General features: G+C 56.6%; 20 protein-coding genes, 2 tRNA genes and 1 rRNA gene. 7 read left to right on the top strand and 16 right to left on the bottom strand.

Annotation, left to right across the window (positions count from 1 at the left end; all coding sequences use genetic code 11):
- Positions 1-43: 43 nt before the first annotated feature.
- The 4 genes from wzzE to trxA all read right to left on the bottom strand — a co-directional run bounded on the left by wzzE (position 44) and on the right by trxA (position 4,508).
- The gene (gene wzzE, locus QZH36_RS20610) at positions 44-1,072 is read right to left on the bottom strand and encodes an ECA polysaccharide chain length modulation protein (RefSeq protein ID WP_253457192.1); all 1,029 of its coding nucleotides are present in this window, start codon (positions 1,070-1,072) and stop codon (positions 44-46) included.
- A gap of 41 nt (positions 1,073-1,113) precedes the next feature.
- Positions 1,114-2,193: a UDP-N-acetylglucosamine--undecaprenyl-phosphate N-acetylglucosaminephosphotransferase gene (gene wecA, locus QZH36_RS20605; protein WP_253457189.1), complete on the bottom strand. Its 1,080-nt coding sequence runs from the start codon at positions 2,191-2,193 to the stop codon at positions 1,114-1,116.
- 312 nt (positions 2,194-2,505) lie between these two features.
- Positions 2,506-3,765 carry a transcription termination factor Rho gene (gene rho, locus QZH36_RS20600; protein ID WP_125290732.1) on the bottom strand — a complete coding sequence of 420 codons (1,260 nt, stop codon included), beginning with the start codon at positions 3,763-3,765 and terminating at the stop codon, positions 2,506-2,508.
- A 410-nt stretch (positions 3,766-4,175) separates the two neighbouring features.
- Entirely contained in the window at positions 4,176-4,508 is a 333-nt protein-coding gene (trxA, locus tag QZH36_RS20595) for a thioredoxin TrxA (protein ID WP_125290733.1), read from the bottom strand.
- 117 nt (positions 4,509-4,625) lie between these two features.
- Between trxA and rhlB the strand changes: the two genes are divergently transcribed.
- Both rhlB and gppA read left to right on the top strand, forming a co-directional pair.
- On the top strand, positions 4,626-5,915 hold the full coding sequence (rhlB, locus tag QZH36_RS20590) for an ATP-dependent RNA helicase RhlB (protein ID WP_253457186.1): 1,290 nt from the start codon (positions 4,626-4,628) through the stop codon (positions 5,913-5,915).
- Positions 5,916-5,919: 4 nt separating this feature from the next.
- Entirely contained in the window at positions 5,920-7,404 is a 1,485-nt protein-coding gene (gene gppA, locus QZH36_RS20585; protein ID WP_301731010.1) for a guanosine-5'-triphosphate,3'-diphosphate diphosphatase, read from the top strand.
- A 46-nt stretch (positions 7,405-7,450) separates the two neighbouring features.
- Here gppA and rep read toward each other — a convergent pair whose 3' ends face one another.
- Positions 7,451-9,475, bottom strand: coding sequence for a DNA helicase Rep (gene rep, locus QZH36_RS20580; protein WP_253457181.1), 2,025 nt, complete (start codon positions 9,473-9,475; stop codon positions 7,451-7,453).
- 87 nt (positions 9,476-9,562) lie between these two features.
- On the opposite strand from rep, the gene ppiC reads away from it, so the two are divergent.
- Both ppiC and QZH36_RS20570 read left to right on the top strand, forming a co-directional pair.
- Positions 9,563-9,844 carry a peptidylprolyl isomerase PpiC gene (gene ppiC, locus QZH36_RS20575; protein ID WP_125290737.1) on the top strand — a complete coding sequence of 94 codons (282 nt, stop codon included), beginning with the start codon at positions 9,563-9,565 and terminating at the stop codon, positions 9,842-9,844.
- 212 nt (positions 9,845-10,056) lie between these two features.
- A complete protein-coding gene (locus QZH36_RS20570) occupies positions 10,057-11,217 on the top strand; it encodes a M20 aminoacylase family protein (RefSeq protein ID WP_301731008.1) in 1,161 nt (386 codons plus the stop codon).
- 91 nt (positions 11,218-11,308) lie between these two features.
- Here the strand turns inward: QZH36_RS20570 and ilvC are convergent, their stop codons facing one another.
- A complete protein-coding gene (gene ilvC / locus QZH36_RS20565; RefSeq protein ID WP_253457175.1) occupies positions 11,309-12,787 on the bottom strand; it encodes a ketol-acid reductoisomerase in 1,479 nt (492 codons plus the stop codon).
- Positions 12,788-12,942: 155 nt separating this feature from the next.
- Between ilvC and ilvY the strand changes: the two genes are divergently transcribed.
- Positions 12,943-13,824: an HTH-type transcriptional activator IlvY gene (gene ilvY, locus QZH36_RS20560; protein WP_125290740.1), complete on the top strand. Its 882-nt coding sequence runs from the start codon at positions 12,943-12,945 to the stop codon at positions 13,822-13,824.
- Here ilvY and ilvA read toward each other — a convergent pair.
- The 6 genes from ilvA to QZH36_RS20530 form a co-directional block, all read right to left on the bottom strand.
- Positions 13,821-15,365, bottom strand: coding sequence for a threonine ammonia-lyase, biosynthetic (gene ilvA, locus QZH36_RS20555; RefSeq protein WP_253457172.1), 1,545 nt, complete (start codon positions 15,363-15,365; stop codon positions 13,821-13,823). The genes ilvY and ilvA overlap by 4 nt on opposite strands.
- 3 nt (positions 15,366-15,368) lie before the next feature.
- Complete coding sequence (gene ilvD / locus QZH36_RS20550; protein ID WP_253457170.1) at positions 15,369-17,219, bottom strand: dihydroxy-acid dehydratase; 1,851 nt, start codon at positions 17,217-17,219, stop codon at positions 15,369-15,371.
- Positions 17,220-17,273: 54 nt separating this feature from the next.
- Positions 17,274-18,206 carry a branched-chain amino acid transaminase gene (locus tag QZH36_RS20545; protein WP_253457167.1) on the bottom strand — a complete coding sequence of 311 codons (933 nt, stop codon included), beginning with the start codon at positions 18,204-18,206 and terminating at the stop codon, positions 17,274-17,276.
- A gap of 19 nt (positions 18,207-18,225) precedes the next feature.
- Positions 18,226-18,483 (bottom strand): acetolactate synthase 2 small subunit, encoded by a 258-nt coding sequence (ilvM, locus tag QZH36_RS20540; protein WP_125290744.1) that lies wholly within the window; start codon positions 18,481-18,483, stop codon positions 18,226-18,228.
- The gene (gene ilvG, locus QZH36_RS20535; RefSeq protein ID WP_301731006.1) at positions 18,480-20,126 is read right to left on the bottom strand and encodes an acetolactate synthase 2 catalytic subunit; all 1,647 of its coding nucleotides are present in this window, start codon (positions 20,124-20,126) and stop codon (positions 18,480-18,482) included. Before ilvG ends, ilvM begins: the two co-directional genes overlap by 4 nt.
- Before the next feature lie 149 nt (positions 20,127-20,275).
- Positions 20,276-20,374 (bottom strand): IlvGEDA operon leader peptide, encoded by a 99-nt coding sequence (locus QZH36_RS20530; RefSeq protein WP_125290746.1) that lies wholly within the window; start codon positions 20,372-20,374, stop codon positions 20,276-20,278.
- 325 nt (positions 20,375-20,699) lie between these two features.
- Between QZH36_RS20530 and QZH36_RS20525 the strand changes: the two genes are divergently transcribed.
- Positions 20,700-22,217: a YifB family Mg chelatase-like AAA ATPase gene (locus QZH36_RS20525; protein WP_301731005.1), complete on the top strand. Its 1,518-nt coding sequence runs from the start codon at positions 20,700-20,702 to the stop codon at positions 22,215-22,217.
- Between the two features lie 61 nt (positions 22,218-22,278).
- Here the strand turns inward: QZH36_RS20525 and QZH36_RS20520 are convergent, their stop codons facing one another.
- A complete protein-coding gene (locus QZH36_RS20520; protein WP_125290748.1) occupies positions 22,279-22,617 on the bottom strand; it encodes a MaoP family protein in 339 nt (112 codons plus the stop codon).
- A gap of 121 nt (positions 22,618-22,738) precedes the next feature.
- Between QZH36_RS20520 and hdfR the strand changes: the two genes are divergently transcribed.
- Positions 22,739-23,563 carry an HTH-type transcriptional regulator HdfR gene (gene hdfR, locus QZH36_RS20515; RefSeq protein WP_253457158.1) on the top strand — a complete coding sequence of 275 codons (825 nt, stop codon included), beginning with the start codon at positions 22,739-22,741 and terminating at the stop codon, positions 23,561-23,563.
- A gap of 285 nt (positions 23,564-23,848) precedes the next feature.
- Here hdfR and QZH36_RS20510 read toward each other — a convergent pair.
- The 3 genes from QZH36_RS20510 to rrf all read right to left on the bottom strand — a co-directional run bounded on the left by QZH36_RS20510 (position 23,849) and on the right by rrf (position 24,224).
- Positions 23,849-23,924 (bottom strand) — tRNA-Trp (locus QZH36_RS20510).
- A gap of 7 nt (positions 23,925-23,931) precedes the next feature.
- Positions 23,932-24,008: transfer RNA gene (locus QZH36_RS20505), tRNA-Asp, on the bottom strand.
- A 100-nt stretch (positions 24,009-24,108) separates the two neighbouring features.
- Positions 24,109-24,224, bottom strand: a 5S ribosomal RNA gene (gene rrf / locus QZH36_RS20500).
- Positions 24,225-24,227: the final 3 nt, after the last annotated feature.

Below are 24,227 nucleotides of genomic sequence, written 5' to 3'. Positions count from 1 at the left end.
TTGTTCTCTTTCCTTCGTCTGTCAGGTAACTATAAATCGGCGCTTAACCGCGACGTCGGCGTAGCAAAGCGGTACCCGCGCCAACCAGCGCGCCTACGGCACCCCACATGATCATCATAAACAGGCGACGTGGGCTGTCGCGCTTCACCGGCTCTTCCGGCGTGCGCAGATAGCGCCAGGTCTGGAAAGCGTTATCCGGCTTCGGCCCGGCATTCAGCGTGCTCAGCATGGCTCTGTTTTGATCATAGTCCAGATCGTAGGTCGGCCCGCTGGCCTGCAGGTTTTCCAGGCGGGCCTGCAACAGCGAGCGGCCCAGCAGAAACAGCTCGGAATCGGGCAGCTGTTCTGAAGGCGTGCTGGTTTTCGCCTGCTCGAAGCCCTGCTGCTGCGCGATTTTCAGCGCCTGCTGCACGCTGTTGATCTGGCGGTCATAGATGGCTTTCGCTACCGCTTCCTGCCGCTGCACCTGCGCCTTCAGCTGCTGAGCGCGGGCGGCCCAGCCGCCTGCCAGCTCGGCGTTAAGATGCTGCGCGGCGCGCTGGCCGGCAAAAGCGACATACTGGCGCAGCAGCGTGTTGGCCGCCGGCGCGGTTTCCGCAATCAGCTTGACGCTGTCATTCAGGCTTTTTGCCGCATCGCCGGGCTGATACTGAATATTGGCGATCAGCTCGTCGAGCAGCGCGGCATCGTCGCGAGCCTGCCCGCTCTGCCGCTGTTTGTAGTAGTCGCTTTGCAGCCAGAACTCGCGGCGGGTGTCATAAGACGCCAGCTGCATCACGAACTCCTGATAGGCTTCGTCCGCAATGGCGGGCGCAACGATGGGCGTGCTGCTGCTGCGGCTGTCCAGATTGTTCAGAAACAGCTGCTGCGAGTAGTAATTGCCCAACATATTGACGGTGGGACGATCGGTGACCGCCGTGGTGCTCCATTTTGGCGTGATCAGCAGCGAGCAGAGCCAGGCCAGCAGGGCAAAAAGCAGCGCGCTGCCGATAATCCACCGCTTTCCTCGCCATAGCGCGCAGCACAGCCCGCGAATATCCAGCTCGTTCTCTGCAACGTCAGGATGCGTCATACATGATATTCCTTGTCCAGGGTAAAGAGGTCCGAAACGGTCTAGCGGGCTTTGCGCAGCCTTCTTTTGACTCTTTTCAGCATTCGCGCCACGCGCCAGGCGCGTTTAATACAGTAGCCGTAGAGCATAAAAGCCAGTAAAAACAGCACCAGCATCAGCCACTCCGGCACAAAGCTCAGCGATTCGCCCAGCACGCCGACGCCGGCCAGCAGCGCGGCCGCCAGCGTGATCAGAAAGCAGGCCTGCCGCGAGGTAAACCCGGCGCGCATAATCAAATGGTGAATGTGCTGGCGATCGGCGGAAAACGGGCTCATGCCCTTGCTGAGGCGGCGATACATAATGGCGATCATATCCATCAGCGGAATGGCGATCAGCCACAGCGCCGTGACGGGCGTGACGGGATGGCTTTGTCCTTGGGTCGCCTCCAGCAGGATCCAGATAATGGTAAAGCCAATCAGCGTGCTGCCCGCATCGCCCATAAAAACCTTGTAGCGACGGCCGAAAACGCCAAGATTAAGCAGGATATAGGGGATAATGGCGGCGATCATCGCAAAACACCACATCGCCAGGCTTTGCTGTCCGTCCACGAACAGAATAATGCCCATCGCCAGGAAGGTGACGCAGGACAGGCCGCCCAGCAGACCGTCGATACCGTCCACCATATTAAAAGCGTTGATGGCCGCCCAGACCGCAAACAGCGTCAGCACGTAGCCGAAAGGCCCGACGATCAGCTCCCAGGGGCCAAAAATAAAGCCCAGGCTGAGCAGATAGAGTTTGGCCATGGTCATCATCACCACGGCGATGCCTGCCTGAACGCAGGCGCGTATCTTTACGCTGATATCAAAGCGGTCATCAAGCGCTCCGACCAGCACCAGCACGCCAGCGCAGCTCAGGTAAAGCAGACTATGGGGAATGTAGTAATCGGTCACCGCGAAGCTAAAACAGATGCCGGCGAAAACAGAGATGCCGCCAACCAGAGGAATAACGCCCTGGTGACGTTTGCGATAGTTGGGCTTGTCCACAAGACCCACTTTCTTGGCTGCTTTACGGGCGAAAAAGAGAAACACCAGCGAAAACAAAAATATTAAAGCAAGCTCAGTACTCATATTGAGTAAATTCACATTAACCAGCTCTCTGCTAAGAATCCCAGTGTTATAGCAATTTCTGTGCCACAAACCGCTGTCTGATTCTGATGTCCATTGTGCCACGGGAAAAATCCAGCCTCACCGCCCGATTTCCTGCCCGCCGCACCTTTAATTTAATTCTCCAGTGGCAACATCGTATAGCCCATAAACGAAAAACGCCACGTCTGAGCGCGGCGTTCCCCGAGTTTTCTTCTTTTTCCGGCTTCTGCGGTGAATTCGCACAAAAACAGGCCAAAAAAAGAGAGGGTTGATCGCTCAACCCTCTTTTTTTCCAGCAGACCAGCCGACTTACGAACGCTTCATCATGTCGAAGAATTCGTCGTTGGTTTTGGTCATCGCCAGCTTGTTGATGAGGAATTCCATCGCATCGATCTCACCCATTGGATGGATGATTTTGCGCAGGATCCACATCTTCTGCAGCTCTTCAGAGCTGGTAAGCAGCTCTTCTTTACGCGTACCGGAACGGTTGTAGTCGATAGCAGGGAACACGCGCTTCTCGGCGATTTTACGCGCCAGATGCAGTTCCATGTTGCCCGTACCCTTAAATTCTTCGTAGATGACTTCATCCATCTTCGAACCGGTATCGACCAGCGCGGTAGCGATGATGGTCAGGCTGCCGCCCTCTTCCACGTTACGCGCGGCGCCGAAGAAGCGTTTTGGACGGTGCAGGGCGTTGGCATCCACACCACCGGTCAGCACTTTACCGGAAGCCGGCACCACGGTGTTGTAGGCGCGAGCCAGACGCGTGATGGAGTCGAGCAGGATGATAACGTCCTTTTTATGCTCGACCAGACGCTTGGCCTTCTCGATAACCATTTCAGCGACCTGCACGTGGCGGGAAGCTGGCTCATCGAAGGTAGAGGCGATCACTTCGCCCTTCACCAGACGCTGCATCTCGGTTACTTCTTCCGGACGTTCGTCAATCAGCAGCACCATCAGCACGCAGTCAGGATGGTTATAGGCGATGCTCTGCGCGATGTTCTGCAGCAGCATGGTTTTACCCGCTTTTGGCGGCGCCACGATCAGACCACGCTGGCCACGACCAATTGGCGAAGCCAAATCCAGTACGCGTGCGGTTAAGTCTTCGGTAGACCCGTTGCCGCGCTCCATGCGCAGACGCGAATTAGCGTGCAGCGGCGTTAAGTTTTCAAACAGGATTTTGTTACGGGCATTTTCCGGCTTGTCAAAGTTAACTTCATTAACCTTCAGCAGGGCAAAATAGCGCTCGCCTTCTTTCGGCGGACGGATCTTGCCGGAGATGGTGTCACCAGTGCGGAGGTTAAAGCGGCGAATTTGGCTGGGGGATACGTAGATGTCGTCAGGGCCGGCGAGGTAGGAGCTGTCTCCAGAGCGGAGGAAACCAAATCCATCCTGCAATATCTCCAGTACGCCGTCGCCGAAGATATCTTCGCCGCTTTTCGCGTGTTGTTTAAGGATGGCGAAGATAATGTCCTGTTTGCGCATGCGCGCCAGGTTTTCCAGCCCCATATTTTCGCCGAGTGTTATCAGGTCAGAAACCGGCGTATTTTTTAATTCGGTAAGATTCATAATGGTGGGTTCTTAAACTCGGGGTAAATCTCGAAATGTTTGTCGTCAATGGTATGGCGAAAAATCCATGCCTGTTAATGGCTGTCTTGTCAGACTCCCGATCATCGCGTGCAGGAATACGCGGATCCGATACGGGGAGACGGTAAGGACAAGGTGCCGGAAATTCTGGATACTAACCGTCAGATTGCTGAACATTTGTTACATTCAGAGGAAAACAGTGTTCAACAAGGAGTAAATATTAGATTCAAACTACAGGTAAGTGCGTAATGCAGTAAAAGTAAGTTAGCACGCTCTATGGCAAACGTCTAGCGATGAGCTAAAAATATGAACGAGGCAAAAAGAAAACCGAAGCGGGAAGCAGACTCGCGCCTGCGGTGAGCGCATATGGCCCACCGCAGCAGCAGAGCTGGTTAGCCCAGGTTCGCGTTCAGGAACTCTTTCAGCTGTCCTTTAGAAAGTGCGCCCACTTTCGTTGCCGCGACTTCGCCGTCTTTAAACAGCAGCAAAGTAGGAATACCGCGGATCCCGTATTTTGGCGCGGTGCCTGGGTTTTCGTCGATATTCAGTTTGGCGATAGTCAGTTTGCCGTCGTATTCTTCGGCGACTTCGTCAAGGATCGGGGCGATCATTTTGCACGGACCGCACCATTCTGCCCAGAAGTCGACCAGCGTCAAGCCTTCTGCTTTCAGGACGTCGGTTTCAAAGCTGTCATCGGTCAGGTGGACAATTTTATCGCTGCTCATGTCTTACTCCAAAAGATTATGCCTGGCTGCCTGGCGTAAAATCTGCCAACTTAGGTTGACTTTATTTCACCGGATACGCTTTCGTAAAGCAATAGTAAGCTGATATTCTACCACACTATGAGCAAAACACACTTAACCGAACAGAAGTTTTCCGACTTCGCCCTGCACCCTCAGGTCATTGAAGCCCTTGAAAATAAAGGCTTTCATAACTGCACGCCTATTCAGGCGCTGGCATTGCCTTTCACCCTTAACGGGCGTGATGTAGCGGGACAGGCGCAAACCGGTACCGGGAAAACGATGGCGTTTTTAACGTCAACGTTCCATCATCTTCTTTCTCACCCCGCGCCGGAAGGCCGTCAGGTCAATCAGCCGCGCGCGCTGATCCTGGCACCAACCCGCGAACTGGCCGTGCAAATCCACGCCGATGCGGAACCGCTGGCGCAGGTGACCGGCCTGAAGCTGGGGCTGGCCTACGGCGGCGACGGCTACGATAAGCAGCTGAAAGTGCTGGAGAGCGGCGTCGATATTCTGATCGGCACCACCGGCAGGCTGATCGATTACGCTAAACAGAACCACGTGAATCTGGGCGCGATCCAGGTCGTGGTGCTGGATGAAGCCGACCGGATGTTCGATCTGGGCTTTATCAAAGATATCCGCTGGCTGTTCCGTCGGATGCCTGCGGCGAACCAGCGTCTGAATATGCTCTTCTCCGCTACCCTTTCCTTCCGCGTGCGCGAGCTGGCGTTCGAAAACATGAACAATGCCGAATATGTGGAAGTCGAGCCGGAGCAAAAAACCGGGCATCGCATTAAAGAAGAACTTTTTTATCCTTCTAATGAAGAAAAAATGCGTCTTCTGCAAACCCTGCTGGAAGAAGAGTGGCCGGATCGCGCCATTATCTTTGCCAACACCAAACACCGCTGTGAAGATATCTGGGGCCATCTGGCCGCGGACGGCCATCGCGTTGGCCTGCTGACCGGCGACGTGGCGCAGAAAAAACGCCTGCGTATCCTGGACGACTTTACCAAAGGCGACGTGGATATCCTGGTGGCCACTGACGTGGCGGCGCGCGGCCTGCATATTCCTGCGGTGACGCACGTCTTTAACTACGATTTGCCTGACGATCGCGAAGACTACGTGCATCGCATCGGCCGTACCGGCCGCGCGGGCGCCAACGGGCACTCAATCAGCCTGGCCTGTGAAGAATATGCGCTGAACCTGCCGGCGATTGAAGAATATATCGGCCACAGCATCACCGTAAGCCGCTACAACAGCGATGCGCTGATGACCGATCTGCCGCCGCCGAAGCGCCTGACACGCAGCCGTTCCGGTACCGGCCCGCGTCGCAGTAGCGGCCCGCGCCGCAGCGGCCCGCCGCGCAATAATAACCGCAAACGTTCAGGTTAACGCCATGCCCAGCGCCTCATCGCTTTATGCTGCAATAGATTTAGGATCTAACAGCTTTCATATGCTGGTGGTGCGCGAGGTGGCGGGCAGTATCCAGACCGTTGCGCGTATCAAACGCAAAGTCCGCCTGGCGGCCGGTCTGGACAGCGACAGCCGCCTCTCTGACGAGGCAATGGCGCGCGGCTGGCAGTGCCTGGCGCTGTTTTCGGAACAGCTACAGGATATTCCCACGGACCAAATCCGCGTGGTCGCTACGGCGACGCTGCGGCTGGCCGCCAACGCAGAGGCTTTTCTTTCCAGGGCGCAGAACATTCTGGGCTGCGCCATCAATGTGATCAGCGGCGAGGAAGAAGCCTGTCTGATCTATCAGGGCGTGGCGCACACCACCGGCGGCTCCGATAAGCGGCTGGTGGTCGATATTGGCGGCGGCAGCACCGAGCTGGTTACCGGCAGCGGTGCACAGCCCGGCGCTCTGTTCAGCCTGTCGATGGGCTGCGTCACCTGGCTGGAGCGTTATTTCGGCGACCGCCACCTCGGTAAAGATAATTTTGCCGCGGCGGAACAGGCAGCAAGCGACATGATCCGACCGGTTGTCTCAAAACTGCGCGAGCAGGGCTGGGAAATTTGCGTCGGCGCCTCCGGCACCGTGCAGGCGCTACAGGAAATCATGATGGCGCAGGGCATGGACGAACGCATTACGCTTGCCAAGCTCCAGCAGCTGAAACAGCGCGCCATTCAGTGCGGCAAGCTGGAAGAGCTGGAAATCGAAGGACTGACGCTGGAGCGCGCGCTGGTTTTCCCCAGCGGCCTCTCTATTCTGATCGCCATCTTTACCGAGCTGAACATCAGCAGCATGACGCTGGCCGGTGGCGCGCTGCGTGAAGGGCTGGTATACGGAATGCTCGGGCTGCCGGTCGATCGGGATATCCGTAGCCGTACCCTGCATAACATTCAGCGTCGTTTCGTGATTGATGCCGAACAGGCGGAACGCGTGCGCGCCCTGGCGGAGAGCTTTGGCCGTCAGGTCAGCCACAGCTGGAAGCTGGATGAACGCTGTCGGGAGCTGCTCAACAGCGCCTGCCTGATCCATGAAATCGGCCTCAGCGTCGATTTTAAACAGGCGCCGCAGCACGCTGCCTATCTGGTTCGCCATCTCGATCTGCCGGGCTTTACTCCGGCGCAGAAAAAGCTGCTGGCCACGCTGCTGCAAAACCAGGTCAACGGAATCGACCTGGCGCTGCTCAGCCAGCAAAACGCCGTACCGCCGCGCATGGCGGAAAGAATGTGCCGGCTGCTGCGGCTGGCGATTATTTTCGCCAGCCGTCGCCGTGACGATACGCTGCCTGCCGTGCGGCTCCATGCCGATGACGACGCGCTACAGCTGACGTTGCCGAACGGCTGGCTGGAAGCGCATCCGCTGCGGGCAGAACTGCTGGAGCAGGAAAGCCGCTGGCAGAGCTATGTGCACTGGCCGCTGACCGTCAGTTAAAGAATAAGGGGACAGCTTGCGTCCCCTTGCTTCACCCGCCAAAAGCCTATCCGGTGTTTTTTGCCTTATCCAGCATCGCCCGCAGTCCCGCTACGCGGCTTTGCCCGGTCTGCATCCGCTGTTCCGGGCTGACCACCTTGCGTTCCGTTTCCCAGTTGAGATCGTCCTGCGGCAGCTCCAGCAGAAAGCGGCTTGGCTCCGGACGGATCACTTCGCCATACTGACGGCGCTCGCGACACAGCGTAAAGGTCAGCTCTTTTTGCGCACGCGTGATGCCGACGTAGGCCAGCCGACGCTCCTCTTCCACATTGTTTTCATCAATGCTGCTCTGATGGGGCAACAGCCCTTCCTCCATGCCGACCAGATAAACATAGGGAAACTCCAGCCCTTTGGAAGCGTGCAGCGTCATCAGCTGTACCTGGTCCGCCTCTTCTTCGCTTTCGCCGCGCTCCATCATGTCGCGTAACGTAAAGCGGGTCACCACCTGCGTCAGCGTCATCGGCTCGTCGATATCGCTGCCTTCCAGCATTTCGGTCATCCACTGGAACAGCGTATTGACGTTTTTCATGCGCATTTCGGCGGCTTTTGGACTGGCGGAGGTTTCAAACAGCCAGCTTTCATAATCAATGCCGCGGATCAAATCCCGCACGGCGGCCACCGGCTCCCGCTCCGCCAGCTGCGCGACTTCCTGCAGCCAGAAAGTGAAGCGCTGTAGCGATTCCAGCCCGCGCCCGGCCAGCGTCTGGCCCAGCCCCATATCAAAACTGGCGGTGAACAGGCTTTTATTACGCTGCATCGCCCATTCGCCCAGCTTGCGCAGCGTGGTGGGGCCAATTTCACGCCGTGGCGTATTAACGATGCGCATAAAGGCGCTGTCGTCGTCAGGATTGGTCAACACGCGCAGATAGGCGAGCAGATCTTTGATTTCCGGCCGCGAAAAGAACGAGGTGCCGCCGGAGATGCGATAAGGAATGCGGTTCTGCATCAGCATTTTTTCAAAGACGCGCGACTGATGATTGCCGCGATAGAGAATGGCGTAATCTTTGTACTGCGTCCTGTTGATAAAATGGTGCGCTATCAGCTCGCCCGTCACGCGCTCGGCCTCGTGATCCTCGTGATTGGCCGTCACCACTTTCAGCTCCGCGCCATAGCCCAGCTCTGAGAACAGGCGTTTTTCAAACACGTGCGGGTTATTGGCGATCAAAATATTGGCCGCTTTCAGGATACGTTCGGAAGAACGGTAGTTCTGCTCCAGCTTGATAACCTGTAACGCCGGAAAATCCTCTTTCAGCAGCACCAGGTTCTGCGGTCTTGCGCCTCGCCAGGAGTAGATTGACTGATCGTCGTCGCCTACCACCGTGAAACGCGCGCGCGCACCGACCAACAGCTTCACCAGCTCGTACTGGCTGGTGTTGGTATCCTGATACTCATCCACCAGCAGGTAGCGGATACGCTGCTGCCAGCGCTCGCGCACTTCCAGATTGCGCTGGAACAACAGCGTCGGCAGCAGGATCAGGTCATCAAAATCCAGCACGTTGCAGGCTTTCAGATGCCGATCGTAAAGGCTGTAACAGTGAGCGAAAATTTTGTCGCGCTCGGATTGCGCCGCCGCCGCCGCGCGCGCAGGATCCAGCAGATCGTTTTTCCAGTTCGAGATCGTAGAGATCAGCTGTTGCAGCAGATTTTTATCGTTTTCCAGCCACTCTTCGGTCAGCTCTTTCAGCAGCGCCAGCTGATCCTGATCGTCAAACAGCGAGAAGTTGGACTTCATGCCCAATGCGGCGTATTCGCGTTTGATAATTTCCAGACCCAGCGTATGGAAAGTGGAAATCATCAGGCCACGCGCCTCTTTGCGGCCCAGCGTTTGCGCCACGCGTTCTTTCATCTCGCGCGAGGCTTTATTGGTAAAGGTCACCGCCGCAATATGGCGAGCCTGATAGCCGCATTCGCGGATCAGATGGGCAATTTTGTTGGTGATCACGCGCGTTTTGCCCGAGCCGGCGCCGGCCAGCACCAGACAGGGCCCGGTGACGAATTCGACGGCGTGTTGCTGACCAGGATTAAGACGCATAGGGGTTTACTCGATGAAATGACAGAGGGAAAGAAATCACAGCGTGGTAGTATAGCCAGCAGCATCCATACGACTCAAGGTACGATCATGGCAAAAACCGCAGCAGCACTCCATATCCTTGTAAAGGAAGAGAAACTGGCTCAGGACCTTCTGGCACAGCTGGAACAGGGCGCAGATTTTGAAAAACTGGCGAAAAAGCACTCTATCTGCCCGTCTGGCAAAAAAGGCGGCCACTTAGGCGAGTTCAAACAGGGCGCGATGGTGCCGGCTTTCGATAAAGTGGTGTTCTCCTGCCCGCTTATCACGCCTTACGGCCCGCTGCACACGCAGTTCGGCTATCACATCATCAAGGTGCTGTACCGCAACTAAGCGGCCCTGCCTGTGCAACAGCTTCCGCTGGCCGTCGTGCTTGCGGAAGCTGTTTTTGCTTCCTCTTCCTTCCGCGTTCCCCTTCTTTCCCGCGCTTGCTTACCCTCGTGGCACTAATAGCGGCCAGCTCACGATAAACCAGGCCGGACTCACAGACTCCGTTGCGCCAGTCATGGCAGGATAAGCCGGATAATTAACTCATGGAGAGAGATATGCATTCGTTATTGCAGGCTTTAAAGACAAGGGAAGCTGTCTGGACGCAGTTTCGCCGCGATTTGCACCAGCATCCGGAAACGGGATTTGAAGAGCAGCGTACCAGCGAGCGAGTGGCGGCAAAGCTGCGGGAGTTTGGCTACAGCGTGCATCAGGGGATGGCGAAAACCGGCGTGGTTGCCACGTTAAAAGCAGGCAGCGGCACAAAAACGCTGGGGCTGCGCGCCGATATGGATGCTCTGCCGATGCAGGAAATCAGCGGCAAAAGCTGGTGCAGCAAAACCGCCGGAAAGTTTCACGGCTGCGGCCATGACGGCCATACCGCTATTCTGCTCTGCGCGGCGGAATATCTGGCCCGTCACCGAAACTTTAACGGTACGCTCCGGCTGATTTTTCAGCCTGCGGAGGAGTTGTCCGCCGGGGGAAAAGCGATGCTTCGCGACGGCCTGCTGGAAAAATCCCCCTGCGATGCGCTGTTTGGCCTGCATAATATGCCTGGTCTGCCCTGCGGATCCTTCTACTTTAAAAAACATGCCGTGATGGCTTCTTCCGACAGGCTGAATATTATCGTTTCTGGCGCAGGCGCCCATGCCGCTATGCCGGAAAAAGGCGTGGATGCCACTCTGGTCGCCTGCCATATCGCTATAGCCCTCCAGACAATAGTTTCCCGGAACGTGTCGCCTTTCGCCCAGGCGGTGGTCACTATCGGCAGTATCCAGTCCGGCGAAGCGTTCAATATCATCAATGAAAAGGCGGTGCTGAAGCTGAGCGTCAGAGCGCTCGATCCTCAGGTGCGCCAGCTATTGCTGCAACGTATTCAGGATATTGCCCGTTTGCAGGCGGAAAGTTTTAACGCCAGCGCGGAGGTGGTGCACGTCAGCGGCAGCCCGGTATTGATTAACAGCGAACAGGAAACCGATTTTGCTATCGGCGTGGCGCGTGAGCTGGTCGACGAGTCGCTGATTTGTACCGATATGCCGCCGCTAATGGGCAGCGAAGATTTTGCTTTTCTGCTGGAGGCCCATCCCCACGGCGCTTACCTGATGGTGGGCGCTGGCGATGGCCCGATGGTGCATAACCCCGGCTACGATTTTAATGACGACATTATCGTGACTGCCGCCGCGTTCTGGTGTTTGCTGACGCAGCGCTATCTGCAATAACGGCAGCAGCCACCGGCGGGAGGATAAGATAAGGCGGTAAAAACGCCAAAGGCGCGGCAAATTACCACGCCTTTGGTTATCAGCAGCGCGGTTAGCCCGCTACCGCGATACGTTTCATATCGGTCATATAGCCACGCAGCTTGCGGCCAACGGATTCGATAGGATGGTTGCGGATAGCTTCGTTAACGTCACGCAGCTGCGCGTTATCCACCGTAGTCGTGGTTGCCGTCGCCTTGCCCAGATCGCCCGTTTGTAACGTGCTCATAAACTCTTTCAGCAGCGGAACAGCCGCGTAAGAGAACAGATAGTTACCGTATTCGGCAGTGTCGGAGATCACCACGTTCATCTCGTACAGACGCTTACGAGCGATAGTGTTGGCGATCAGCGGCAGCTCGTGCAGCGATTCGTAGTAGGCAGACTCTTCGATAATGCCGGAAGCGACCATGGTTTCAAACGCCAGCTCAACGCCCGCTTTCACCATCGCAATCATCACCACGCCTTCGTCAAAATAATCCTGCTCGGCGATTTTACCTTCAAACTGCGGCGCGGTTTCAAAAGCGGTTTTACCGGTCTCTTCACGCCAGCCCAGCAGTTTTTTGTCGTCGTTGGCCCAGTCGGCCATCATGCCGGAAGAGAATTCGCCGGAGATGATGTCGTCCATATGCTTCTGGAACAGCGGGGCCATAATGGTTTTCAGCTGTTCAGACAGCTCGAAAGCGCGCAGCTTAGCCGGGTTAGAGAGGCGATCCATCATCAGCGTGATGCCGCCCTGCTTCAGCGCTTCGGTCACGGTTTCCCAGCCGAACTGGATTAATTTTTCCGCGTAGGCCGGATCGGTGCCTTCCGCCACCAGCTTGTCGAAGCACAGCAGCGAACCAGCCTGTAACATGCCGCACAGGATGGTCTGCTCGCCCATCAGGTCGGACTTCACTTCCGCCACGAAGGACGATTCCAGCACGCCCGCGCGATGGCCGCCGGTTGCGGCTGCCCAGGCTTTGGCAATCGCCATGCCTTCGCCTTTTGGATCGTTTTCCGGGTGAACGGCGATGAGCGTAGGCACGCCGAAGCCACGCTTATACTCTTCACGCACTTCCGTACCCGGACATTTTGGCGCAACCATCACGACGGTAATGTCTTTACGGATCTGCTCGCCGACTTCTACGATATTAAAACCGTGCGAGTAGCCCAGCGCCGCGCCGTCTTTCATCAGCGGCTGTACGGCACGCACTACCGAGGTATGCTGTTTGTCCGGCGTCAGGTTTACCACCAGATCCGCCTGTGGGATCAGCTCTTCATAGGTGCCGACTTTAAAACCGTTTTCCGTCGCTTTACGCCAGGAAGCGCGTTTCTCCGCGATGGCTTCCGCGCGCAGCGCATAGGCGATATCCAGCCCGGAATCACGCATATTCAGGCCCTGGTTCAGACCCTGAGCACCACAGCCAACAATCACGACCTTTTTGCCTTTCAGGTAGCTTGCTTCGTCCGCAAATTCATCGCGCGCCATAAAGCGGCATTTACCTAATTGCGCCAGCTGATTGCGCAGGTTCAACGTGTTGAAATAGTTAGCCATGGGAACTCCTGAGGTTGTGTTCGTCTTTTATTTTATCGGTGATGTCGTATCACCCTCTTAATCCCCATCATATGACAGGAAATGTATTGCTTAAATTGATATATTAACAACGTCATATTGCAAATACTGCAACGCTAAAATGAGGCCGCAAGCGCATGGATTTACGCGATCTGAAACTCTTCCTGCATCTGGCCGAAAGCCGTCATTTTGGCCGCAGCGCGCGGGCGATGCACGTCAGCCCTTCTACGCTTTCCCGCCAGATCCAGCGGCTGGAGGAAGACCTGGGCCAGACGCTGTTTCTGCGCGACAACCGCACCGTTACGCTGACCGACGCCGGAGAACAGCTGCGCCAGTTTGCCCAGCAAACGCTGTTGCAATATCAGCAGCTGCGTCACGCCATCGGCCAGCACGGCCCGTCGCTGAGCGGCGAGCTGCGTCTGTTTTGCTCGGTAACGGCGGCCTATAGCCATCTGCCGCCGATCCTCGATCGCTTTCGCGCCGAACATCCGCTGGTGGAGATCAAACTGACCACCGGCGATCCTGCCGACGCGGTGGATAAGGTGCAGAGCGCCGAAGCCGATATCGCCATCGCCGGACGGCCGGAAACGCTGCCCGCCAGCATTGGCTTTACGGCCTTAGGCCCGATCCCGCTGGTGCTGATCGCGCCCGCGCTGCCTTGTCCGGTTCGTAGCCAGGCCAGCCAGCCGGAACCGGACTGGCCGCAGATCCCGTTTATCCTGCCCGACCAGGGGCCAACCCGACAGCGTATCGATCTCTGGTTCCGTCGCCGCCGCATCGCCAGTCCGTTGATTTACGCCACCGTGGCGGGGCATGAGGCTATCGTCTCGATGGTGGCGCTGGGCTGCGGCGTGGCGCTGATCCCGGACGTGGTGCTGGAGAACAGCCCGGAGCCAATCCGTAACCGTATTCTGGAACTGGAAAATATTGATATTGTCGCGCCGCTGGAGCTGGGCGTCTGCGTACAGAAAAAGCGGCTCAACGAGCCGCTGATTGATGCGTTCTGGAGCCTGCTTTAGCCCGCCAGGAAGAAGCTGAAGGCCGGGTTATGGGTTTCGTCATGACAATCATAGCCCAGAGCCGCCAGATGTTCTTCAAACTGCGGTTCGTTCTCGCCCAGCTCGAATCCCGCCAGCACGCGTCCATAGTCCGTACCGTGGCTGCGATAGTGAAACAGCGAAATATTCCAGTGGGTGCCCAGCGTCTGCAAAAAGCGCAGCAGCGCGCCGGGCGCTTCCGGGAACTCAAAGCTGTAAAGCCGTTCTTTAAGCGGCTTTGACGGGCGACCGCCGACCATATAGCGCACGTGCAGCTTCGCCATTTCATCGTCGGAGAGATCCACCACCTTATAACCGCCTTCGTTCAGCAGCTGCAGGATTTCATGTCGCTCTTCCAGACCGCGCGTCAGCCGCACGCCGACAAAAATGCAGGCGTTGTCCGGGTCCGCGAAGCGGTAGTTAAACTCGGTAACGGCGCGTCCGCCCAGCAGCTGGCAGAACTTCAAAAAACTGCCCTTTTGCTCGGGGATCGTAACCGCCAGCAGCGCCTCACGCTGTTCCCCCAGCTCGCAGCGTTCGGAAACGTAGCGCAGGCCGTGAAAATTAACGTTGGCGCCGGAAAGAACATGCGCCAGCCGCTCGCCTTTGATCTGATGCTGCTGGATATATTTTTTCATGCCCGCCAGCGCCAGCGCGCCGGAAGGCTCCGCGACGGCACGCACGTCTTCAAACAGATCCTTCATCGCCGCGCAGATAGCATCGCTGTCCACGGTGATAATGTCGTCAAGATACTCCTGACACAGCCGGAAGGTTTCGCTGCCGATCCGCTTCACCGCCACGCCTTCGGCAAACAGCCCGACGCGCGGCAGATCGACCGGCTCGCCCGCTTCCAGCGCCGCTTTCAGACAGGCGGAGTCTTCCGCTTCCACCGCAATGACCTTGATCTGCGGCATCAGCTGTTTGATCAGCACCGCCACCCCAGCCGCCAGGCCGCCGCCGCCAACGGGCACAAAAATACGGTCGAGATGCGCATCCTGTTGCAGCAGCTCCATCGCCAGCGTGCCCTGTCCGGCAATCACCATCGGATGGTCGAACGGCGGCACAAAGGTGTAGCCCTTTTGTGCCGCCAGCTCCAGCGCCTTCGCTTTCGCTTCGTCAAAATTCGCGCCAAACAGGTAAGCCTCACCGCCAAACGCCCGCACGGCCTCTACTTTGATATCAGCCGTCGCTACCGGCATGACGATCAGAGATTTAATCCCCAACCGGGTCGCCGACAGCGCTACGCCCTGGGCATGATTGCCCGCCGAAGCGGTCACCACGCCGCTGGCCTTTTGCTCCTCGTTAAGCGAAGCGATCATCGCGTAGGCGCCGCGCACTTTGAAGCTGTGCACCGGCTGACGATCTTCGCGTTTAACCAGTACCGTATTACCAAGACGAGAGGAGATTTTCTCCATCTTTTGTAGGGGCGTGACCTGCGCAACTTCGTAAACCGGCGCACGGAGTACCGCTCGCAGATACTCCGCGCCGCAAGGCTCGGCGGATAACGGTTGAGACTCAGCCATGTTTTAGCCTCCCAGCTTGCTTTTGTCGCGTACTGCGCCTTTGTCCGCACTGGTCGCCAGTAAAGCGTAGGCGCGCAGAGCAAAGGAAACCTGACGTTCGCGGTTATGAGGCGTATAGGCCGCGTCGCCGCGCGCCTCTTCCTCTTCACGACGCGCGTGCAGTTCGTTGTCCGGCACATCCAGTTTGATGCCGCGATTCGGAATATCGATATCAATCATGTCGCCGTCTTTCACCAGCGCGATGGTGCCGCCGCTGGCTGCTTCCGGCGAAGCGTGACCGATAGAAAGCCCTGAGGTGCCGCCAGAGAAACGGCCATCGGTGATCAGCGCGCAGCTTTTGCCCAGCCCCATCGATTTCAGGTAGGTGGTCGGATAAAGCATTTCCTGCATTCCCGGCCCGCCTTTCGGCCCTTCGTAGCGGATCACCACCACGTCGCCCGCCACGACTTTGCCGCCGAGGATGGCCGCTACCGCATCGTCCTGACTTTCGTAGACTTTGGCCGGGCCGCGGAAGGTGTGGCTCTCTTTTTCTACGCCAGCGGTTTTCACGATACAGCCATCTTCTGCCAGATTGCCATACAGCACGGCAAGGCCGCCGTCCTGGCTGAAGGCATGTTCACGGGAGCGGATGCAGCCTTCCTGACGGTCATCGTCCAGCGTTTCCCAGCGCGTATCCTGTGAGAACGCCTGGGTGGTGCGGATCCCGGCCGGGCCGGCGCGGAACATTTTTTTCACCGCCTCGTCTTTGGTCAGCATGATGTCGTACTGTTGCAGCGTTTCCTGCAGGCTCAGGCCCAGCACGTTGCGCACGCTGTTATCCATCAGACCCGCCCGATCCAGCTCGCCCAGAATGCCGATGACGCCACCAGCGCGGTGTACGTCTTCCATATGGTATTTCGGGGTGCTTGGCGCAACCTTACAGAGATGCGGCACCTTGCGGGAAAGCCGATCGATATCGGAGATATTAAAATCGATTTCGCCTTCCTGCGCGGCGGCCAGCAGATGCAGAACGGTATTGGTCGAGCCGCCCATCGCGATATCCAGCGTCATCGCGTTTTCAAAGGCGGCCTTACTGGCGATATTACGCGGCAGCACGCTTTCGTCATCCTGCTCGTAGTAGCGTTTCGCCAGGCCAACGATGCGTTCGCCTGCCTTCAGGAACAGCGCCTTACGATCGGCATGGGTTGCCAGCAGCGAGCCGTTGCCCGGCTGCGACAGGCCCAGCGCCTCCGTCAGGCAGTTCATTGAGTTAGCGGTGAACATGCCGGAGCAGGAACCGCAGGTCGGACAGGCTGACCGTTCGATTTTGTCGCTGTCTTCGTCGCTGACGTTCGGGTTGGCGCCCTGGATCATCGCATCGACCAGATCCAGCTTGATGATCTTATCGGAAAGTTTGGTTTTCCCGGCTTCCATCGGGCCGCCGGAAACAAAGATCACCGGAATATTCAGGCGCAGGGAAGCCATCAGCATTCCCGGCGTGATTTTGTCGCAGTTAGAGATACAGACCATGGCGTCCGCGCAGTGGGCGTTGACCATGTATTCGACCGAGTCGGCGATCAGCTCGCGCGAAGGCAGAGAGTAAAGCATACCGCCGTGCCCCATCGCGATGCCATCATCGACAGCGATAGTGTTGAATTCTTTGGCGACGCCGCCGGAAGCTTCAATCTGTTCGGCAACCAGTTTGCCCAGGTCGCGTAAATGTACGTGCCCCGGTACGAACTGCGTAAAGGAGTTGACCACGGCAATGATAGGCTTGCCAAAATCGTCGTCGGTCATACCCGTGGCGCGCCACAGCGCGCGGGCACCGGCCATATTACGGCCATGAGTGGTGGTGGCGGAACGGTACTTAGGCATGCTCATACTCCAGAATCAGATGATACACGGGCGTCAAACGACGCCCGTAAAATGTCATTGTTGTGGGTTGACCGGATCCAGCCAGCCCCACTTGTCTTCGGTTTCGCCGGTAAACAGCCCAAAGAAAGCGGACTGGATGCGGGTCGTGATCGGGCCGCGTTTGCCTTCGCCAACCTGAATGCCGTCCACGCTGCGTACCGGGGTGATTTCCGCCGCCGTACCGGACATAAAGATTTCGTCGGCCAGATAGAGCGATTCGCGGGAAAGCACCTGCTCGCGTACCTCAATGCCCATCTCTTTCGCCAGTTTGATGATGGCGTCGCGCGTAATGCCCGGCAGCGCGGAGGAGGTAAACGGCGGCGTAAACAGGATGCCGTCTTTCACTTCAAACAGGTTCTCGCCGGCGCCTTCAGAGATATAGCCCTGGGTATCCAGCGCGATGCCTTCCTGATAGCCGTGACGGCGCGCTTCACTGCCCACCAGCAGAGAGGAAAGGTAGTTGCCGCCCGCTTTCGCTGCGGTTGGCAGCGTGTTTGGCGCCACGCGGTTCCAGGAGGAAACCATCGCATCAATACCCTGCTCCAGCGCTTCCGGGCCCAGGTAAGCGCCCCACGGGAAGGCGGCAATGATCACATCGGTGCTGTAGCCGTCCGGCGGGTTCACGCCCAGGCCCACGTCGCCGACGAAAACCAGCGGGCGAATATAAGCGCTGGTCAGCTTGTTGACGCGCAGCACTTCGCGGCAGGCTTCCATGAGCTCATCAACGCTCTGGCTGACCGGAAAGCGATAGATCTTTGCAGAGTCGTGCAGACGCTGCATATGTTCACGATGGCGGAAGACTACCGGGCCTTTGTGCGAGTCATAGCAGCGGACGCCTTCAAATACGGAGGTGCCGTAGTGCAGCGCGTGGGACATGACGCTAACTTTCGCCTCTTCCCACTTCACCATCTCGCCATTGAACCAGATAAAGTCAGCTTTCTTCGTCATTCTTCTTTCCTTTTCGCGCTCAGGCGCGGATTTGTTGTGTTGTCTGGTGTTGGATGTGAACGGTGGCAACATCCATCAACTTGCTTAACTGTGTTGACAGTAAATCGACCGGGCGCTGGCTGGCAACGGTCATGGCAATATTTATGCTGTCGCTATTTTCGCCGGAAGACATATTCATTGCGCAAACCTGAAAGCCGCGATGGCGAACAACGCGCAGGATGCGTTCCAGGATTTCAGGGCGCAGGCGCGCCTCTATGGATAACTGATGCTGCATCATGAGGTTTTCTCCATCATATTTTCGTTGCTGGCACCCGGCGGCACCAGCGGCCAGACGTTTTCAAGTTCATCAATGGCGACATGCAGCATGTAAGGCCCTTCGCTGTTCAGCAAAGCGTCTACCGCGGCAGCCACCTGGTCTTTACGGGTAATGCGCTGGCCGGGAATGTCGAAAGCGCGGGCCAGCATCAGGAAATCGGGGTTGTCGGAGAGATTGGTTTCGCTGTAGCGCTCCGAGAAAAACAGCTGCTGCCACTGGCGCACCATGCCCAGACGCTGGTTATCCAGCAAAACGATTTTTACCGGCAGCTGCTTGCGCTTGATGGTGCCCAGCTCCTGTACATTCATCATAAAAGAGCCGTCGCCCGACACGCAGATCACGGTATCTTCCGGTCGGGCGACCTGCGCGCCCACGGCGGCCGGCAGTCCGAAGCCCATCGTGCCGAGACCGCTGGAAGTAATAAAATCTTCCGGCTGGTTAAAGCTCATATGCTGCGCTGTCCACATCTGGTGCTGGCCGACATCGGTGGTAACAATCGCGCTTGCCGGTTTACGATCGGAGAGCTGTTTCAGAAACAGCGGCGCATAGATAGCCTGGCCCGGATGATCGTAACGCCAGCCGTGATCGGCCTTCAGCGCCTGCACGTGCTCGCGCCATGCGCTGATTTCCGTCGGATGATATAAGTCCGGCAGCAGCTTATTGAGGTCGCCTCGCAATCCCACATGCGCCTGGCGCAATTTGTTCAGCTCGGCGGGATCGATATCCATATGGATAACGCTGGCATGAGGAGCAAACGTATCCAGCTTGCCGGTTACGCGATCGTCAAAACGGGCGCCGACGGCAATCAGCAGGTCACATTGCTGGACGGCAAAGTTGGCGGCCTTGGTGCCGTGCATACCCAACATCCCCAGATAACAGGCATCCTGAGGATCCGGCGCGCCCAGACCTTTCAGCGTGGCGACGGTAGGAATGCCCGTTTCGTGAGCGAACGCACGCAGGGCCTCTACGGCACCGGCCATGCCAACACCGCCGCCCACGTACAAAACCGGTTTCTTAGCCTGAGCCAGCATGGCGCGCGCCTGCGCCAACGCCTGATGAGGATGCGCCGCTTCGTCTTCAACCGCCGCCAGATGGGCTGTCAGCTCGCCGCTGGCTAACTGGATATCTTTAGGGATATCGATCAGCACAGGGCCGGGGCGACCGGAGCGGGCGATGGCGAAAGCTTCGGCCATGATTTCCGGCAGCTCTTCCAGCGAGCCGACCAGGAAGCTGTGTTTGGTACAGGCCAACGACAGGCCGAGCACGTCAATTTCCTGAAAAGCGTCGGTGCCGATCAGGCCGCCGGCAACCTGGCCGGTAATCGCCACCACCGGCACGGAATCCATCATTGCATCAGCCAGCCCGGTGATAAGGTTGGTCGCGCCGGGGCCGGACGTGGCGATGCAAACGCCGACTTTTCCGGTAGAACGGGCATAACCGATGGCGGCCATGGCAGCACCCTGCTCATGTCGGCACAGTAGATGTTCGACGCCGCCATCATAGAGCGCATCATAGACGGGCATAATCGCACCACCCGGATAGCCGAAAACAGTCTCGACTCCCTGCCCACGCAACGCCTGAACCACCCACTGAGCACCATTCATAGTTATTTCCCCGCCTCTCGCTGGGAACAACAGCATTTTATTCTACTGTTCATCTTCTGTTCCTCTGTCATTGATAGCCTGTCAGCCCTGCCAAAAAAAAACCCCCGGACCTTTCGGTGCGGGGGTTCTTCTGAATTCAGGCTTGATTTTTAAGCCTTTCTTCCTCCGAGCGTAGCCCCGCACGGCGTGATAATAATCACGACGACGTTGATAATGACAAGGCTTAGGACTCGTAGAAGGGCTTTCATTTAGATTCGATAAATTCACTTGTTCGAAGTAATGCCTACAGAGTTATCACAGTTAGCGCGATGCATTCAACTTTTTTCATCACTTTATTTTATGATGGCCGCCGCGATTAATAAAAAACCAACCGTTAATCAAGGAATAAGCTAAATCCTGAAAATTATTCATTACGTACCAGACGCAATGGCTTTGCCCTGTTTTTATGGGTCGCGTCGAATTTTTATAAAGGCTCCGGGAAGCGATATTTTTTGCGAGCCGCTTCGATAAGCGGAATATCGGCTCTCGTCACCCGTCAGGAAGCAGGACAGAATACGACCATAAGGAGTTTTTATGTCGCTATCTGTTACCTATACGCGTGCGGCTATCGGCGTGGAAGCGCCTCTGGTAACCGTTGAAGTGCATTTAAGTAATGGCCTGCCTGCTCTGACGCTGGTCGGCCTGCCGGAAACCACGGTTAAGGAAGCGCGTGAACGTGTCCGGAGCGCGCTGATAAACTGCGGCTTCACCTTTCCCGCGCGACGCATTACCGTGAATCTTGCGCCAGCCGATCTGCCCAAAGAAGGCGGCCGATACGATCTCCCTATCGCCATAGCGATTTTGGCGGCCTCAGAGCAAATTTGCGGAGAAAAACTGGGGCAGTATGAGTTACTGGGAGAATTAGCATTGACGGGTGCTCTGCGAGGCGTACAGGCTGCTATTCCTGCTGCCATGGCGGCGGCAGAGGCGAAGCGGACGCTGATCCTCTCCACGGACAACGGTCATGAGGCCAGCCTTGTAAAACATGCGCATAGCCGTCTTGCGAATAGCCTGCTTGACGTATGCGCTTATTTAAATGGACAGGCGGATCTCCAGCAGGCCAGGTATGCTCCCACCGACATCATTATGCCCGCCGAGGATTTAAGCGAGGTCATCGGCCAGCAGCAGGCTAAAAGAGCGCTGGAGATCGCCGCTGCCGGTGGTCATAACCTGCTGCTGATTGGCCCGCCCGGCACGGGCAAGACGATGCTGGCGACCCGTCTTGCAGGTTTGCTGCCGCCGCTGAGCGATCGGGAAGCGCTGGAGAGCGCCGCTATCGCCAGCGTGGCGGGTTCGTCGCTGGCTGACCACCCATGGCGTCAGCGACCTTTCCGGGCGCCGCATCATACCTCTTCGCGCTATGCGCTGGTTGGCGGCGGCACCTTGCCTAAACCCGGTGAGATCTCCCTGGCGCATAACGGCGTACTGTTTCTTGATGAACTGCCGGAGTTTGAACGCAGGACGCTGGATGCCCTGCGAGAGCCTGTCGAGTCGGGAAGTATTTCCCTGTCGCGCGCTAAAGCAAAGGTCATCTATCCGGCACGATTTCAGCTGGTGGCTGCCATGAATCCCAGCCCTACCGGTCAGCATGGCGTAAAGCACAACCGCAGCACCCCTCAACAGACGCTGCGCTATCTCAGCCGTCTTTCCGGTCCGTTCCTCGATCGTTTCGACCTCTCGCTGGAAGTCCCCCTCCTGCCGCCCGGCACATTAAGCCAGGCTTCCGTCAGCGAATCCAGCGCAACGGTGCGTCAGCGGGTTCTCGCCGCCAGAAACGTTCAGCTAACGCGGGCCAGAGCGATTAACGGGAAGTTAACGCCAGGCGATATACGGCGATTTTGTGAAATAAGCAAAGAGGATGCGAGCTGGCTGGAAGAGGTGCTTAATCAGCTGGGACTTTCCGTTCGCGCCTGGCAGCGCATTTTGAAAGTAGCCCGAACCATTGCTGATTTAGCGGAAAAAGAGAGTATTAAACGGGAGCATTTACTTGAAGCATTAAGCTATCGGGCAATGGACAGATTGCTGGTTCATCTGCTTAACAGTCTGGAATAGGTTTTTATCTTGCAAAAAAGCGTTTATCGCTGACAATAAAGGGGCCGAAGCCCCTTTATCATTAATCATCGCTGTCCGAATAGTCTTCCACGCCTTCCATCTGCGGCTTGCCGCCGGAAAGCGTATGAAAACGCTTTGGACGTTTGATACGCGTCATATACTTTGACCATACCCGTTCTGCTTCGGACTGAGGTTCGCGTACACCACGGCATACCTCAATAAACAGACGCTCTTCTTCCGTTGCGGGTTCACGCTTTGCCAAATCCAGCTCGTTAAAAGCGTAACCATAACGCTCAAGAAGTTGAGCTTCTTTGATAGTGAAATCACCGTGGCGCGAGAAACCGCGTGGGTAATGTTTGTTATCGAAAAAACGATTCGTTGTTGCGAAGCTTTCCGCCATTTTACACGCTCCTAACTCTTTTATGGCCGTGCTATTTATGGCGCGGAGTATTAGATACGCTTGACAGAGTGTAAAACAAAACATTTAAATCATGACGACAAATGATTTTCAGGAGACGGATGTGGATACGGAATTATTAAAGACCTTTCTTGAAGTGAGCAGAACCCGCCACTTTGGACGTGCCGCTGAAGCGCTCTATCTCACGCAATCTGCCGTAAGTTTTCGCATCAGGCAGCTGGAAAATCAGCTGGGCGTTAACCTTTTTACGCGTCACCGTAACAATATCCGTCTGACGTCAGCGGGCGAAAGGCTGCTTCCTTATGCCGAAAGCCTGATGAGCACCTGGATGATGGCCAAAAAAGAGGTCGCGCATACCCAGCAGCATCATGAACTTTCTATCGGTGCCAGCGCTTCTCTTTGGGAAGCTTATCTGACGCCCTGGCTACAAACGCTGTATGAAAATCGGGAAGATTTGCACCTGGAGGCAAGAGTGGCTCAGCGTCATTTGCTGGTTAAACAGCTGCATGAGCGCCAGTTGGATCTGCTAATCACTACGGAAGCGCCTAAAATGGACGAACTGACCAGCCAGCAGATCGGTCATATTTCGCTAACGCTTTATCGATCGCGGCAATCGGAGAAGCGTGAAAAGTATGATTACATCAAGCTGGAATGGGGCGCTGATTTTCATCAGCATGAAAGCTATCTGGCGGGCGCGGACGATGTCCCCGTGCTGACAACAACGTCAGCCCATCTGACACGTCAGCTACTGCATACCACCGGTGCCTGTGCTTTCTTACCGGATATCTGGCACAGCGAGTATCCCGATTTATCCGTTATCCCGGATACGCCCGTCGCCGTACGCCCGCTTTACGCCGTCTGGCTGCAAAACAGCGATCAGCAGTCACACATCAGACAGTTGCTCAAGTTTCCGGTTAATACGCCTTAGTTTAAGTTTCCGGTCATACGCCCTGGTTTAAGTTTCCGGTCATATGCCCTTGTTTCAGGGCCTTCAGGACAGAATGGTCAGCTGCTGGCCATTTCCTGACTTTAATATCAAGAGGTAAGGTCGTTTGATATGCAGGGATAAAGGTTAGAATCCGGTGAGAAACAGTACAGACAAGCAGGACAGGCAGGACAGGCAGAACAGGCAGAACAGGCAGAACAGGCAGAACAGAATAGCCGTTTTTCAGACAAAAAAAATCCTTTGCCGGAGCAAAGGATTATTTTTAAATGGCAGGGGCGGAGAGACTCGAACTCCCAACACCCGGTTTTGGAGACCGGTGCTCTACCAATTGAACTACGCCCCTAAAAGGGTGGCGGAACGGACGGGGCTCGAACCCGCGACCCCCTGCGTGACAGGCAGGTATTCTAACCAACTGAACTACCGCTCCACCGATTCTGTACTGAACTCAGAATGTTGCCTCTGATATCAGGTATTTCGCCTTTTCCGCGTCACGGGAAAAGTCATGACCATAAATGGTCTAATTTGATGCCTGGCAGTTCCCTACTCTCGCATGGGGAGGCCCCACACTACCATCGGCGCTACGGCGTTTCACTTCTGAGTTCGGCATGGGGTCAGGTGGGACCACCGCGCTAAAGCCGCCAGGCAA

This window comes from Erwinia wuhanensis (genome assembly GCF_030484085.1).
GTDB classification, from domain to species: domain Bacteria; phylum Pseudomonadota; class Gammaproteobacteria; order Enterobacterales; family Enterobacteriaceae; genus Erwinia; species Erwinia aeris.
Note: the sequence above shows the minus strand (reverse complement) of the source record. Positions and strands in the feature narration are given on the sequence as shown.